General features: G+C 72.1%; 15 protein-coding genes and 1 pseudogene. 11 read left to right on the top strand and 5 right to left on the bottom strand.

Annotation, left to right across the window (positions count from 1 at the left end):
- Positions 1 to 39 precede the first annotated feature (39 nt).
- Positions 40 to 1647: a methyl-accepting chemotaxis protein gene (locus ODJ79_RS14660; protein WP_263023978.1), complete on the top strand. Its 1608-nt coding sequence runs from the start codon at positions 40 to 42 to the stop codon at positions 1645 to 1647.
- 475 nt (positions 1648 to 2122) lie between these two features.
- Here the strand turns inward: ODJ79_RS14660 and ODJ79_RS14655 are convergent, their stop codons facing one another.
- Entirely contained in the window at positions 2123 to 2764 is a 642-nt protein-coding gene (locus tag ODJ79_RS14655; RefSeq protein WP_263023977.1) for a PilZ domain-containing protein, read from the bottom strand.
- A gap of 133 nt (positions 2765 to 2897) precedes the next feature.
- Positions 2898 to 3827: an alkaline phosphatase family protein gene (locus ODJ79_RS14650; protein WP_263023976.1), complete on the bottom strand. Its 930-nt coding sequence runs from the start codon at positions 3825 to 3827 to the stop codon at positions 2898 to 2900.
- A 95-nt stretch (positions 3828 to 3922) separates the two neighbouring features.
- On the opposite strand from ODJ79_RS14650, the gene ODJ79_RS14645 reads away from it, so the two are divergent.
- From ODJ79_RS14645 to ODJ79_RS47140, 8 genes and pseudogenes are all read left to right on the top strand, one after another.
- Complete coding sequence (locus tag ODJ79_RS14645; protein ID WP_263023975.1) at positions 3923 to 4486, top strand: hypothetical protein; 564 nt, start codon at positions 3923 to 3925, stop codon at positions 4484 to 4486.
- Positions 4487 to 4521: 35 nt separating this feature from the next.
- On the top strand, positions 4522 to 5574 hold the full coding sequence (locus ODJ79_RS14640; RefSeq protein WP_263023974.1) for an HlyD family efflux transporter periplasmic adaptor subunit: 1053 nt from the start codon (positions 4522 to 4524) through the stop codon (positions 5572 to 5574).
- Complete coding sequence (locus ODJ79_RS14635; protein ID WP_317620666.1) at positions 5571 to 6236, top strand: ABC transporter ATP-binding protein; 666 nt, start codon at positions 5571 to 5573, stop codon at positions 6234 to 6236. Before ODJ79_RS14640 ends, ODJ79_RS14635 begins: the two co-directional genes overlap by 4 nt.
- On the top strand, positions 6233 to 7420 hold the full coding sequence (locus tag ODJ79_RS14630; RefSeq protein ID WP_263023973.1) for an ABC transporter permease: 1188 nt from the start codon (positions 6233 to 6235) through the stop codon (positions 7418 to 7420). Before ODJ79_RS14635 ends, ODJ79_RS14630 begins: the two co-directional genes overlap by 4 nt.
- Before the next feature lie 30 nt (positions 7421 to 7450).
- Positions 7451 to 8125, top strand: coding sequence for a response regulator transcription factor (locus tag ODJ79_RS14625; protein WP_263023972.1), 675 nt, complete (start codon positions 7451 to 7453; stop codon positions 8123 to 8125).
- Positions 8122 to 9921: a sensor histidine kinase gene (locus ODJ79_RS14620; protein WP_263023971.1), complete on the top strand. Its 1800-nt coding sequence runs from the start codon at positions 8122 to 8124 to the stop codon at positions 9919 to 9921. Before ODJ79_RS14625 ends, ODJ79_RS14620 begins: the two co-directional genes overlap by 4 nt.
- Positions 9918 to 10871, top strand: a pseudogene (locus ODJ79_RS14615) (DUF3500 domain-containing protein); the annotation flags it as partial. The gene ODJ79_RS14620 and the pseudogene ODJ79_RS14615, both read left to right, overlap by 4 nt.
- Before the next feature lie 25 nt (positions 10872 to 10896).
- Positions 10897 to 11052 (top strand): DUF3500 domain-containing protein, encoded by a 156-nt coding sequence (locus tag ODJ79_RS47140; RefSeq protein WP_411267319.1) that lies wholly within the window; start codon positions 10897 to 10899, stop codon positions 11050 to 11052.
- A gap of 106 nt (positions 11053 to 11158) precedes the next feature.
- Here the strand turns inward: ODJ79_RS47140 and ODJ79_RS14610 are convergent, their stop codons facing one another.
- Positions 11159 to 12124, bottom strand: a complete 966-nt coding sequence (locus ODJ79_RS14610; protein ID WP_263023970.1) for a hypothetical protein — start codon at positions 12122 to 12124, stop codon at positions 11159 to 11161.
- Between the two features lie 87 nt (positions 12125 to 12211).
- Positions 12212 to 12595, bottom strand: a complete 384-nt coding sequence (locus ODJ79_RS14605; RefSeq protein ID WP_263023969.1) for a MerR family transcriptional regulator — start codon at positions 12593 to 12595, stop codon at positions 12212 to 12214.
- A 106-nt stretch (positions 12596 to 12701) separates the two neighbouring features.
- Between ODJ79_RS14605 and ODJ79_RS14600 the strand changes: the two genes are divergently transcribed.
- A complete protein-coding gene (locus tag ODJ79_RS14600; protein ID WP_263023968.1) occupies positions 12702 to 13811 on the top strand; it encodes an alkene reductase in 1110 nt (369 codons plus the stop codon).
- Between the two features lie 12 nt (positions 13812 to 13823).
- The gene (locus ODJ79_RS14595; protein WP_317620665.1) at positions 13824 to 14225 is read left to right on the top strand and encodes an SRPBCC family protein; all 402 of its coding nucleotides are present in this window, start codon (positions 13824 to 13826) and stop codon (positions 14223 to 14225) included.
- A 59-nt stretch (positions 14226 to 14284) separates the two neighbouring features.
- On the opposite strand, the gene ODJ79_RS14590 is transcribed toward ODJ79_RS14595, so the two are convergent.
- A complete protein-coding gene (locus ODJ79_RS14590; RefSeq protein WP_263023967.1) occupies positions 14285 to 14671 on the bottom strand; it encodes a hypothetical protein in 387 nt (128 codons plus the stop codon).
- Positions 14672 to 14706: the final 35 nt, after the last annotated feature.

Raw genomic sequence — 14706 nt, 5'->3', positions numbered from 1 at the left:
TGAGAGAGCGCTCAAGCCGCATCCGACGAAGGACCCTAGATGTTCCTCACTTCCTGGTTGGAAGATCGTTCCCTGCGTACCAAGGTGCTGGCGCCGGTCATGGTGTCGGCCCTGGGCCTGGGGACCATCTCGTGGGTTGCGGTGGCCGGCCTGAGCACCGCCGGCGAGCGCACCGAGGCGATGTACGCCCACACGGCCAAGCCGCTGAACGACCTGGTGTCGCTGCGGGACGCCCAGGGCGATTCCCGCGTCATCGTCCGCGACGCCCTCCGCGAGCGCGGCGACGCGCAGCAAGCGGCGATCGACAGCTTCCCCGGCATCGACGCAGCGGTGGACAAAGCCATCGACTCGTACGTCAAGGACCACGGGACCCTCACCCGGCAGCAGACCACGCTCCTGGCGCAGGCCCGGCTCGGACTCAACGAGTTCCGGGCCAGCCGCGACAACCAGCTCGTCGGGTTCATCCGGAACGGCTGGCTGAAGCAGGCGGAGACGCTGCTGGACGACAGCGGCGCCCTCGGCGCGGCCAACAACGTGTTCGGCCAGGCCCTGGACACGCTGACCGCCGCGGAGACCACCCAGGCCCAGTCGGTCGCCGCCGCGGCCGTGACGGCGCAGCGCGACAGCACCCGGGTGCTGCTGGTCATCTCGCTGGGTTGCGTGCTGCTGGCGGTGATCGTCGGCCTGTTCCTCGCCCGGATGGTCGTGCAGCCACTGCGCCGGGTCCAGAACGTGCTGTCCAGGCTGGCCGCCGGCGATCTGACCGGCGACCCGCAGGTCACCTCCCGCGACGAGGTCGGTGCCATGGCGGCCGCCCTGGTGTCGGCGAACGCGTCGCTGCGCGAGACGGTCGGCATGGTCGTCGGCTCCGCGCACACCCTGGACGAGGCCGCCGAGCGGCTGAACAGCAGCAGCGACCAGATCGCCCACCAGGTGTCCGCCTCGGCCGAGCAGGCCACCTACGTGGCCGACGCCGCCGCGACCGCGTCGAGCAGCATCACCACGGTCTCCGAGGGTGCCTCGGAGATGGGCGCCGCGATCGGTGAGATCGCCGAGCGCGCGGCGCAGGCGGCCGCGGTGGCCAGCGAGGCGGTCCACGCCGTCGAGACCACCTCGGCGACGGTCGCCGAGCTGGGCCGCACGTCCGCCGACATCGAGCAGGTGCTCGGCGTGATCACCTCGATCGCGCAGCAGACCAACCTGCTCGCCCTGAACGCCACCATCGAGGCGGCCCGGGCCGGCGAGTCCGGCAAGGGCTTCGCGGTCGTGGCCGGCGAGGTGAAGGAGCTGGCGCTGCAGACCGCCAACGCGACCGAGGACATCGCCCGGCGCGTCGCGGCGATCCAGGCCTCCAGCACCGAGGCGATCACCGCGATCGGCCGGATCGGCGACGTGATCAACGAGATCAACGACCACCAGGGCGCGATCGCGACCGCCGTCGAGGAGCAGACCGCGACGACGGCCGAGATGCAGCGGAACGTGGCCGAGGCGGCCGCGTCGAGCACCCGGATCGCCGGCACGATCACCGACGTGGCCGACGCGGCCCGGACCACCGAGGCGGAGACCTCGGCGTCCCAGGCGGCGATCTCCACGGTGGCGACGATGGCGCGTGAACTGCGCGAAACGATCGGACGCTTCCAGCACTGACCGATCGCCATGGCCCCCGGCGAGGGACCGCTCTCGAACGCCCGATGACACCGTGCTCGGGCCGGCGGGAGTGGTCCCTCGCCTGCGTTCAAGGTCCGGGTGCTCCTCGGCTGAGTTTGCCCAGACACCCGATGTCGTCAGCCGCACGCGTCAGCGCACGCCCACCCGCTTTCTGCCGCGCGGAGAGAGGGGCCGATCCGGTGGGTGTCCGGTCGGCGGTAGCCGCAGGCAACCCGATGCGCATCGGGCCGGCGGCCGTAGGGGTGGCGGCCACCCCCGCTTGGCGTGCGGGATCGGCAGTCGCGTACGGGATGGGCAGCGGCCACCCCGCTTGGCGTGCGGTATCGGCAGCGGCGTACAGGATGTGCAGCGGCCACCCCCCGCTTGGCGTGCGAGACGGGCAGCGAAAAGCCGCATCGCCCGGCTCCGACGTGGGGGTGTCGGAACCGGGCGATGCGGCTCGCCGGTGGGACCGTCAGGCGTCCGGGTTGTTGGCCAGCCGGCGCTCGTTGATCTCCCAGCTCCGCACGTACAGGCGGATCATCTTGGCCATGCTCTCCTGCGTGTCGAAGGTGAGCACAATGTGCTGGCCGGGGTCGCCGTGCGGGGCGTCGCGGACGGTCAGGACGGTGCCGGTGAGCTCGACCTCGCCGTACTCGCCGAGCACGACCATGGCGGTCAGCTGGTCGCCGGGGGACAGCCGCGCCGGCTCGTCGATCCAGCAGCGCAGGCCGCCCTCGCTGATGTCCAGCAGCGCGCCGTCGATGTCGCGCTTGCCGGTGGCGAGGCGGACGGCGGCGCCGCCACCGCCGCGGACGAACTCGCGCCGGTTGCTCTGGCGCGGGGCCTGAGTCGGGGCCAGGGTCCAGCGGTACGGGGCCTCTCCGGAGATCGCGATCAGTTTGCAGGGCAGCACGATGCGGGTGCGCGGCGGCGCCCAGAAGACGTCGAGCTCGTGGCCGGACGTGATCGCCGTGTGGCCGGTGGTCTCGAGCGGCGCGGCGACCGTGAAGGTCTCGGTGTCGATCGACTCGAGGCGGGACCGGAAGTTCACGTGCTCGCCAAGCACCAGGTACATCGGCGTACCGATGACTGGCAGCTCGGTGGTGGCAGACACCGCGACGATCATGGTTGGAGACACCTCACGCAGGGGGATCCGGTCGAGTACGCCATTCGGCCACCCGAACAGAGACTTGAGCGATCCGGCGAGGTGACGTGGGCCTCGACAGGCGCGCCGGACGCAGCGCAGCTCAGAGCCCGAACGGTGCGCCCAGCGAGGTGGCGGTGGCCGCGCAGCCGAGCAACGGCAGATGCAGTTGTTCCTCGACGAAGCGCAACGTGGAGCAGTGCGTCATGGGTTGACCGGTGCTGACGTTCCGCACGGTGGGCGCGATCACGATGGTCGGGATGTGATTGCTCCGGGACGTGCCCTCGTCCCAGGTGATGACGATCGTGAGGCGGCCGGCCCGGTAGTCGGGGCCCGCGACGATCTGCGGGAGCCAGGTCTGCAGCCATCGGTCGCCGGTCCGCACCAGGTCGGCGGGGCAGCCGGCGGCGCCGTGCATGTCGTCGCAGGCGTTCGGGCTGACGAACGCGTACGCGGGCAGGGTGCCGGCCGTCACGTCGTCGTGCAGGGCGCCGGCCGTGGCGGTGCCGAGCGGGACGCTCCACCGGGCGCAGTCGGCCCGGGCGTTCACGAAGTACGTCGCCGGCACGTGCCGCACCAGATAATGGCCCTTGCTGGTCAGCACGCACGTCCGGGCGGCGGACTCGGCATAGTTCCGCCACTGCCGGGCGGACGCGCCGACCTGGTGGAAGACGTTGTCACCGGACAGCGGGTGGTCCTTGGGGTCCTCGTCGTCGCAGATGCCGGCGGTGCTGCCGCTGGTGAGCAGGATGTACGCGGCGAGCGACGGGCAGTGCGCCGGATACCCGGCGTCGTAGTCGGTCGCGGTGCCGAAGCCGGCCGCGAGCTGGTTGAGGTAGGGCGCGTGCGGGTCACCGATGATCTGGTCGTACCCGTGGTTCTCCTCGGCGATGATCATGACTTTGCGGCCGGGGTCCGGCGCCGGCGGCGAGACGCTGACCGGCGTCGTCGGCTCGGGGGACGACGAGCCGTGCTGACATCCCGCGGCGAGGACGGTGACGGCCAGCAGGGCGACGGCGATGCGCGACCTCATGCCGGCGGACCCTACCGCCGTTCGCCTGAAAGCCCGGTGAATGTCCTCGTCGGCGCTAACAGCTTCCTGACAATCTCCGGTCAGCCTCTGCGGGTATGACCAATCGGAAAACGATTCTGTGCCTGACCGCCGTGCTGCTGACCGGCGGCTGCAGCGGCGCCAAGACGAGCGGGCCGCAGGTGGCGTCGGTCCCCGGGGCGACGACGGCGACCGTGCGGCCGAGCGCGAGCGACTCCGCCGCCGACCGGCAGCTTCCGCTCGGCGCTACGCAGGAGCAGATCGACCGCGCGTACGCCGCCTACTACGCCTGCTGGACCGCGCACGGCGTGCCGTCGACCAAGAGCGGCGGCGAGGACGGCGGGCCGCTGCTCACGTACAAGCTGAATCAGAAGAAGTACCAGCCGGCGGTCGATGCCTGCGCGGACCGGGAGCCGCTGAACCCGCCGGAGCTCGACCCGCAGCAGAACCCGGACTACTGGGACCAGCTGCGCGACGAGCAGCGATGCGTGCAGGCCAAGGGCCTCCCGTTGCAGGTGGTGCCCGGCCAGCAGGGCCTCTGGGTGCGACCGGCGACCGACGCCAACTACCGGAAGGTGCGGTCCGACGCGGCGGTGCAGATCCAGCGCGACTGCGAGATCCAGGCGTACACGAAGAAATGAGGCGTACACAAATCGCTCTGGGTTTGATCGGTTTGGTGGTTGTCACGGGCGGCGGGTTCTATGCGCATCGGGCGCTCGCCGATCGCAAGGCGACACCTGCGCCCAGCGCCTCGGTGCGGGTGGCGACCGCGAAAGTGATCCGAACCGATCTCTCCGACTACTGGTCGGAGACCGGCACGGTCGGCTACCGCAAGCAGCGCACCCTGCGCGGCACGGCGGCCGGCGTGGTGACCTGGCTGCCCCGGGCGGGCAGCGTCGTGGCGCGCGGCGGCACGCTGTTCCGGGTGAACGATCGGCCGGTGACGCTGTTCTACGGGTCGACGCCGATGTTCCGCGACCTCGGCCCGGTCGGCGTGGTCGGCCGGGACGTGCGGGTGCTCGCGAACAACCTGCGCGCGCTGGGGTATCGGATCGGGGAGCAGCCGGCGGCCGGCCGCGTGGTCGGCGCGGGCGCCGCGAGGGTGCGGGTCACCCGGGACGACGCGGTGTTCACCGAGGCGCTCAAGGCGGCCGTCCAGCGCTGGCAGTGGGACCGGCGGATCCAGCCGGCCGATGGCGTGCTGAAGGTCGGCGACGTCCTGGTGCTGCCCGGGAGGGTGCGCGTCGGTGCGGCCGGCGCGAAGCTCGGCGACGACGCGACCGGGGACGTGCTGGCGGTCAGCGATCAGACCAAGGTGGTGTCGGTCGAGATCGATGCGGATCGCGCGGATGACGTCCGAGCCGGTCAGAAGGTGCGCATCACGCTGCCGGACAGCACGGTCACGACCGGAACGGTCGGTTCGGTGAGCACCGACGTGATCAAGGACGGCGACACGCCGAAGGTACGGGTGGTGGTCACGGCCGACCGGCCGGCCGCGCTCGACGGGCTGACCACGGCGGACGTGGAGGTGCGGTTCACCGGGACGACCGTTCGGCACGTGCTGGCGGTGCCAGTCGGCGCGCTGCTCGCGCTCAGCGGCGGCGGTTACGGCCTGCAGGTCGCCGGTGGCGCGCTGACCGCGGTCAAGGTCGGGCTGTTCGCCGGCGGCATGGTCCAGGTCTCCGGCGGCGGCATCACCGAGGGTGCGAGCGTGGTGACGACCTCGTGACCGCCGTCCTGGAGATCAAGAACGCGAGCATGGTGTACGCCGGGGGAGTCACGGCGCTGAACGACGTGTCGCTCCGGATCGATGATGGGGAGTTCGTGGCGATTCTTGGCCCGTCCGGATCGGGCAAGTCCACCTTGCTGCACATCATGGGCACTCTCGACCGCCCGACGCACGGGTCGGTCGCCATCAGCGGCCACGAGATCACGGACATGTCCGACAGGGAGCTGTCGCGCCTGCGCGGCGAGCGGATCGGTTTCGTCTTCCAGCAGTTCCATCTGATCGACGGGCTGACCGCGGTGGAGAACGTGGCGACGGCGCTGCTCTACGCGGGCGTGCGTCGCCGTGACCGGCACGCGCGGGCTAAGGAGGCGTTGGACCGGGTGGGGTTGTCCGACCGTCTCGACCACACCCCGCGGCGGCTCTCGGGCGGCGAACGGCAGCGCGTCGCGATCGCCCGGGCCCTGGTCAACCGGCCGGCCCTGGTGCTGGCCGACGAGCCGACCGGCGCCCTCGACGCGGCCAGCGGCGCCGCCGTCCTCGACCTGCTGACCGAGCTCCACCGGGCGGGCACGACGATCGCCCTGATCACCCACGACCGGGACATCGCGGCCCGGGTCCCCCGGCAGGTCCACCTGCGCGACGGCCGGGTCGGTGCCGCATGACCCGGATCGCGCCCGGCGACCTGATCGGGCTGGGACTGCTCGGCGTCCGCACCCGCAAGGCCCGCGCCACTCTCTCCGCGCTGGGCATCGCGATCGGCATCGCCACCCTGGTCGTCGTCACCGGAATCCCGGCGTCGAGCCGGCAGGCCCTCGACCGGCAACTGGCCGCGCTCGGCACCAACCGGCTGCAGGCCGCGCCGGTGCCCGACCGCGATCCGCCGGTGATGCTGCCCGCCGAGTCGGTCGACATGGTCGCCCGGATCGCCCCGGTGACCGTGGCCAGCGCGGTCGCGGACTTCGGGCAGACCGTGGCCCGCTCCGATCGGACCGGAGCGGGCGACTTCAACGCGCTCGCCGTGCTGGCGGCCAAGAACAACCTGCTCCAGGCGGTCAACGGCCGGGTGCGGGCCGGTCGCTTCCTGGACCCGGCCGTCGAGCACTTCCCGACCGTGGTGCTCGGCTCGGTCGCCGCCGCCCGGCTCGGCTTCGCCGACCTGGCCCCGGGGCAGAAGACACCCCAGGTGTTCATCGGGCGGCACTGGTTCACGGTGATTGGGATCCTGGAACCGGTGCCGCTGTCGCCGGACCTCGACCGGTCGGTGCTGATCGGCTGGGACGCGGCCGGAAAGTGGCTGCGGTTCGGCGGCCATCCGACCCGGATCTACCTGCAGACCACCGACGACCAGGTGGAGGCCGTGCGCGGGGTGCTGGCCGCGACCGTAGACCCCGAGCACCCCGGCGACGTGCTGGTCAGCCGGCCGTCCGACGCCCTCGGCGCCAAGCGGGCGGTCGAGCGCACCTTCGGCGCGCTGTTCCTCGGGCTGGCCGGGATCGCGCTGCTGGTCGGCGGCATCGGCGTGGCCAACACGATGTACATCTCGGTGCTGGAGCGGCGCCGCGAGATCGGCCTGCGCCGGGCGCTGGGCGCGAACCGGGGGCAGGTGCGCGTCCAGTTCCTCACCGAGTCGATCGTGCTGTCCGTTCTCGGCGGGGCGGCCGGCGTCCTCGGCGGAGTGCTGGCGACGGCCGCCTATTGTGCCTGGCAGGACTGGCCGCTGGTCGTCCCGGGCAGGTCGACGGCCGGCGGGCTCACCGGCGCGCTGGCGATCGGCGTGCTGGCCGGCGTCTACCCGGCGATCCGGGCCGCCCGGCTGCACCCGACCGAAGCACTCTCCAGCGTCTGAGGGCCGCGCAATGACCTTTGGGGGCCATCCATGACCACACGGCGGGTTCTCGTGGCCGAGGACGATCCGCGGCAGGCCGAGGTGGTGCGCCGGTATCTGGAGGCGGCCGGGTACGCGGCGAGCGTGGTCCACGACGGGGACGGCGCGCTCCACTGCGCCCGTACGCAGAAACCGGATTTGGTGGTTCTGGACGTGATGATGCCGGGGCTGGACGGGCTCTCGGTGTGCCGCAAACTGCGCGCCGAGTCGGACGTGCCGATCCTGATGCTGACCGCCCGGGCGACCGAGGACGACCTGCTGACCGGCCTCGAGGTGGGCGCGGACGACTACCTGACCAAGCCGTACAGCCCGCGGGAGCTGACCGCCCGGGTGCGGACGCTGCTGCGCCGGACCACGCCGCGTCCCGGCTACGTGGCCGGCCCGCTCGCGGTCGATCCGGTGCACCACCGGGTGACGCTGGACGGGCGGGAGATCGAGTGCACGCCGGGGGAGTTCGCCATCCTGGCCGCGATGGCCCGCGAGCCGGGCCGCCTGTTCAGCCGCGCCCAGCTGCTCGCGCACACCCGCGGGCTGGACCGCAGCTCCACCGAGCGCAGCGTCGACGTGCACGTGCTCAACCTCCGCCGCAAGATCGAGGACGATCCGCGGAACCCGGTCCACCTGCGCACGGTCTACGGCGCCGGCTACCGGCTGGGTGGCTCGTGAGCCGGCGGGGTTGGACCGGGAGCCGGCGTATTCCGCTGCGGCACCGCCTGGTCACCCGGCTGCTGCTGACCGTGATCGGGGTGCTGGTGGTGGCCGTCGGCGCCACCGCGTGGCTGGCCGCCCAGACCGCGACCCGGGCGATCCGCCAGGAGCAGGGCCGCTCGCTCGCCGACGAGAAGGGGCTGTACGAGGCGCTGGTCGGCTACGCGGCGACGCATCCCGACTGGTCCGCGGTCGGTCCGCTGCTGCACGACCGGGCGCGGGCGCTCGGCCGGCGGGTCACGCTGACCACCGCGCAGCGGCAGGTGATCGCCGACTCGTCGGCCGGGCCGCCACCGGCCATGAGCAGCCCGGCGGCCACCGTGGACCCGCTGCGGCTCGACCTCGGGGTCACCGGCGGCACGGAGATCATCGACGGGCGGGTCGTCGGGCCGTACCGGCTCACCGCGGGCGAGACCCAGGCCGTCGACAAGATCGCGCAGGACGTGCTCACCTGCCTGGCATCCGCGGGGGTGGAGGGGCGGATCGTCGGCTCGCCGAGCGGCCGGCCGACGCCGGTGGTCGTGCGCGGCGGCGACCCGAAGGACGCGATGAGCCAATGCGGCGCCCGCTTCGCCGGCTGGAGCATGCCGAGCGAGGAGAAGGCGCTGCGCGGGCTCGCGAAGTTGATGGCGACCTGCCTCGGCCAGCCGGACCCGTCCTTCATCGGCATCCAGGTCAACTGGGCCGCCAGCCCGCCCTCGTTCGCGGCGATCGACGGGTCGGCGCATCCGCGCGGGGGCGCGCGGGTGCGCTCCTGCCTCGACCAGTCGCGGCGCGCACAGTTGGAGCCGTACACCGCGCCGGCGGCGCTGCTGTTCGTGACCGATCCGGACACCGGGCTGGCCCGCACCACGTTCAACCTGTCCCGCGGCAACGTCATCCGGATCGCGGCCGTCACGGGCGGCATCCTGCTGGTGACGATCCTGGTCACCGTGCTGCTCGGGCGCCGCCTGGTGCGCCCGCTGCGGGTGCTGACCGAGAGCGCCGCCCGGCAGACGCCGGCACCGGTGACCACCCGGGACGAGATCGGCTATCTGGCGACCGTGCTCAACGAGGCGATGCGCCGCCGCGGCGAGGCCGAGGCCCAGCGCCGCGCGATGGTCGGCGACATCGCTCATGAACTGCGCAACCCGCTGACCAACGTGCGCAGTTGGGTCGAGGCCGCGCAGGACGGTCTGGCCCGGCCGGACGCGCAGCTGCTGGCCCTGCTGCACGACGAGACCGTGGTGCTCCAGCACGTGGTGGACGATCTGGCCGACCTCGCCGCGGCGGACGCGGGCACGCTGAGCCTGCACCTCGCGCCGGTCGACCTGGGCGAGGCGCTTTCCCAGGTGGTCGCCGCGCACGCGACCGACGGACTCACCCTGAGCGTTGCGGTTGCGCCGGCCACCAAGATCAACGCCGATCCGGTACGCCTCCGTCAGCTGGTCGGCAATCTCGTGACCAACGCCGTTCGCTACACCCCGCCCGGCGGCACGGTCGTGGTAACGGGCTCGCTCGAGGGTGGCGAGGCGGTCATCACCGTGCGCGACACGGGCATCGGGATCGCGCCGGACGACCTGCCGAGGGTGTTCGACCGGTTCTGGCGGGCCGATGTGTCGCGGAGCCGCACCACCGGGGGCAGCGGGCTGGGCCTGGCGATCGCCCGCCAGCTGGCCCGTGCCCACGGCGGCGACATCACCGTCTCCAGCACCATCGGCGTGGGCACGACGTTCACGGTTCGGTTCGGGGGCCTGACTAGATTGGAGCCATGAGCGAGGCGCCCCGGCGGCAGGTCGCCGCCACCATGGCCGAGGCCGCCCGGTCCTGGCTGGGCCTGCTGACCGCGGAGCAGCGCGCGATCGCGACCGGCCACCCGCCGTCGGATGCGGCGACCGACGGCGAGCGGCGGCGCTGGTTCTACACCCCGACCGACCACGGTGGCCTGACCCTGCACCAGCAGCGGCCCGCCCAGCAGCGCGCGGCCATGCGGCTGGTCGCCACCGGCCTGTCCCGCCCCGGCTACGTCACCGTCGCCACCACCATCGGCCTGGAGAACGTCCTCGACCACACCGAGGGCTTCGTGACCCGCTTCGACCGCGAGCGCGGCCGTGACCCGGGCCTCTACTACCTGCGCGTCTTCGGTGACCCGGGCCGCGACGCCACCTGGGGCTGGCGCTTCGGCGGCCACCACGTGTCGCTGAACAACCTGGTCGTCGACGGCGAGCTGGTCGCCACCACGCCCTGCTTCATGGGCGCCGACCCGGCCAGCTCCGAGCTGCTCGGCGGTGCGGTCAACCGCCCGCTCGCCCGGGTCGAAGACCTCGGCCGCGACCTGGTCCGATCGCTGCACCCCGGCCTGGCCGAGCGCGCGATCCTGTCGGCCCGGGCCCCGTCGGATCTCGTCACCGCCAACCGCACCACCATCGCGCCCGGCGACCGGGTCATCCCCCTCGCCGGCGTCTGGCGCGACGAGCGCTTCCCCGACCCGGCCGAGCAGGCCAAGCTGCAGGCGGTGAGCGACGCGATCGACGCGGCCGCCGGCTACGCGGAGTCCGACCACCGGGCGCTGGAGTACACCCGGCAACCGAAGGGCATCGCCGGCGCCGAGCTCGACGGCGGGCAGCGCGACCTGCTGCAGGCCCCGCTGGGCACGTATTTCGGACGGGTGCCGGAGGCGGTCGCCCCCGCCTACGACGCCGCCGCCCTCGACACGCTGTACTTCGCGTGGGCCGGCTCGACATCGCCCGGTGCACCGCACTACTACCGGGTGCAGGGGCCCGAACCTGCTGATCGAGTGGGACAACACCCAGCGCAACGCCAACCACGCCCACTCGGTCTGGCGCGACCCGTCCCGCGACTTCGGCCTGGACGTCCTGCGCGCCCACCGCGCCCGCCACCACTGATCGTCCTGGGCGCCCACCGCGCCCGCCACCACTGAGCACGGCAAGGCGGTGCCCCGGATCCGACGCGGGAGGACGACGGATCCGGGGCGAACTCGGCCGGGCTCGATCAGGACAACGGCGGCCCGAGCCGGTTCACGTAGATGGCGTTGTCGGTGCCCCGGACGAACAGGTGCAGTTCGCTCTGGTAAACCCCGGCGCCGGGTCCGGACGGGGTCGCGCCGCCACCCGGCACCTGCGACCATCCGGACCACGCGCTGCCCAGCGAGTTGAGGTAGATCGCGTTGTCCGTGCCGCGGACGAACACGCCGAGCTCACCGCGGTAGACCGCCGCGGCGGGCGAGGACGGCGTGCGGCCGCCGCCGGGGACCGCTGACCACCCGGACCAGCTGGACGCCAGCCGGTTCGCGTAGATCGCGTTGTCGGTGCCTTGAACGATCACGTACAGCGAGTTCTGGTAGACCACCGCCGCGGGCCCGGACGGTGTCGCGCCCGCGCCGGGCACCTCCGACCAGCCGCTCCACGTGGTGCTCGCGTACCGGTTGAGGTAGATCCGGTTGTCGGTGCCCTGGACGAGCAGGTACAGCGCGCTCTGGTAGATCGCCGCGGTCGGCGCGCCGTGGGTGGCTCCGCCGCCGGGAAGCTGCGACCAGCCGGACCAGGACGCGCCGGACAGCCGGTTGACGTAGATCCGGTCGTCCGTGCCCCGGACGAAGAGGTGGAGCTGGGACTGGTAGACCACCGCCGCCGGACCGGACGTGGTGAGGCCGCCACCGGGCACCTCGCTCCAGCCGGACCAGAGCACGCCGTTGTCCCGTTGCACATAGATCCGGTTGTCCGTGCCCCGGACGAACAGGTACTGGATGTCGTTGTAGTGGACGGTTGCGGGCGAGTCGTACGTCGCGCCGCCGCCGGGGACCTGCGACCAGCCCGACCATCCCGCCGGCAACGCCGCCTGGGCAGCGGCCGGCTGCACGCCGGCGAGCGCCGTCGCCGCCACGATCGCCACGATGCCCGCTATGGCGGCGCGGACGAGCCGTCGGCCGACACCACCCGGGGCCTCCTGAGCCATCACTTGTCTCTCCTCGTGATCAGTCACATTCGTCCGGCGCGCCTGAGATCGACCGTAGTGAATGAATGTGACCAGAATGGAGGAGCGTGATTACAACCCGTGAAAGCCTGCCTCCGCGAGCCGGGCCCGGTGGGCGCGGTTGATCTCGATGAGCCGGTCGAGGGCGTCCCGCGCCCGGGTGAGTTCCTCGAGGTGTTCGGTGATGCGGTCGCGTTCCCGCATCATCCGGTCCCAGGCGGCGTCGGTGTTCTGCTCGCTGGGCGAGTCGACGCAGGGCAGCAACTCGGCGATGGTGCGGCTGGACAGCCCGGCGGCGTACAGCCGCTGGATGAACGTGACCCGGGCGATCTCGTGCTCGGTGTAGTGGCGTTGACCGCTGGGGCTGCGGGTGCTGGTGAGCAGCCCCTGCTCCTCGTAGTAGCGCAGGGACCGCACGCTCACGCCGGTGCGCGTGGCGAGGTCACCAATCCGCATCGTGTCTCCCGCTGTGACTTGGTTCTCAACGCTTGCATCTGACGTCAATGTCAGCTTTTAGCGTAGCTGACGTGGCGATCGTGGGGTCCGTGAAAGGCGGCGTGTGATGACGACCCTGTTCGACCGGTACCGGCTCGGCGAGCTGGTCCTGCCTAACCGTGTGGTGATGGCCCCGATGACCCGGGTCCGCGCGGCGGCCGGTGCGCTGGCGACACCGTCGATGGCGACGTACTACGCCCAGCGCGCCAGCGCCGGGCTCATCGTGACCGAGGGGGTGCAGCCCAGCCTGGTCGGCCAGTCCAACCCGGGCACCCCCGGGCTGCACACCGATGAGCAGGTCAAATCGTGGCAACTGGTCACCGACGCGGTGCACGCCAACGGTGGGCGCGTCTTCGCCCAGATCATGCACGGCGGCCGGGTGTCGCACCCGGACACCACGGGCCTGCACCCGGTGGGCCCCTCGGCGGTGCCGGCCGAGGGCAAGGTGTTCACCCCGACCGGCCCGAAACCGGCGCCCACGCCGCGGGCGTTGCTGACCGCGGAGGTGCCCGAGCACGCGGATTCCTATGCCCAGGCCGCGCGGCGCGCCGTCGACGCCGGCTTCGACGGGGTGGAACTGCACGGCGCGAACGGCTATCTCATCGCACAGTTCCTGTCCAGCAGCGCCAACCTGCGCACCGACCGGTACGGTGGCTCGATCGCCAACCGGATCCGGTTCGCCGTCGAGGCGGTCACCGCGACCGTCGACGCGGTCGGTGCGCACCGCACCGGCATCCGGCTCTCGCCCGGCGCCGGCCTGTGGGGCGCGCACGACACCGACGTCCCCGAGCTGTACGGCGCGCTCGTCGCCGAGCTCGCGCCGCTCGGTCTGGCCTACCTGCACCTGGAGGCCACCACCGGCGAGGACGTCCTGGCCGGCCTGCGCGACGCCTGGCCCGGCACCCTCATCGTCAACCCGACCTTCCCGATGGGCCCGCGCACCACGGACAAGGCGGCCGCCGACCACTGGCTGGGGCTGGGCGCCGACCTGATCAGCTTCGGCCGGGCCTTCATCAGCAACCCGGACCTGGTCGAGCGGCTCCGGCAGGACCTACCCCTCGCGCCCGACGACCAGGCGACCTGGTACGCCGGAGGCGACACCGGCTACCTCACCTACCCGACCTACCAGCACGGCGTCACGTCCGATTCCTTCAAGACAGCGTCTTTGCGTGCTTGATAGCTTCGCGCCATGGACATGGAGACATCCCGGCACCTGAGTGCACACATCGACCGCTCGGTCCAGGACGTCTACGACTACGCGTCCGACCCCTCTCACCTGCCCGCGTGGGCGCCGGGCCTGGGCAGCTCCATCGAACTGGTCGACGGGCAATGGGTCATGGAGTCGCCGATGGGCCGGATCGTGGTCGCCTTCGCGCCCCGCAACGAGTTCGGCGTCCTGGACCACGAGGTGACGCTCGCGTCGGGCGAGACCTTCTACAACCCGATGCGGGTGACCGCCGACGGCACCGGTTGCGAAGTGGTGTTCAGCCTGCGTCGCCAGGCGGCCATGAGCGACGAGGACTTCGAGCGCGACGCCGATGCCGTGTTGTCCGATCTCCGCAGACTGAAGCGGAAAATGGAGCGGCCGTAGCGTCCTGATGACGGGCCTCGCCGGGTGACCTGCACCCGGCGGGGCCCGCGGGACGCGTTTCAGTGCCCTCCGCAGTTGGGCGCGGCTGGGACGTCCACGAAAGCGTCGATCACCTCGCCGGTGGCCCGGCTCACCGAATGGACCGTCATGTGCTGCGTTCCGGGCTGACTCGGCGCGGCGTGCACCTCTCGAATGCCGTCGACCGTCGACGTGGACGGCTGATCGAAGAAAATCACGCCGTTGTCGGCGAAGGTGACCTGCCAAACCTGCCCGGCCGGCACCTTGATCTCGAATTCCTCGCCCACCACCGGCGAGCCGCCCGGCTCGTCGTCATCCTGCTTCGCCTTCAGGATGTACGGGCTGCCCTGGCTGCCCACGCCAATGGTGGAGAAACCCGGGCTGCACGGTCGCCCGCTCGCCGAGGCCGGACCGGTGAAGGCCACCAAGCTCCCGATGGTGCCGGCCACGAGAATCCCCGACA

The organism is Actinoplanes sp. KI2, assembly GCF_025630775.1.
GTDB lineage: Bacteria > Actinomycetota > Actinomycetes > Mycobacteriales > Micromonosporaceae > Actinoplanes.
This window is presented reverse-complemented; position numbering and strand designations above follow the sequence as displayed.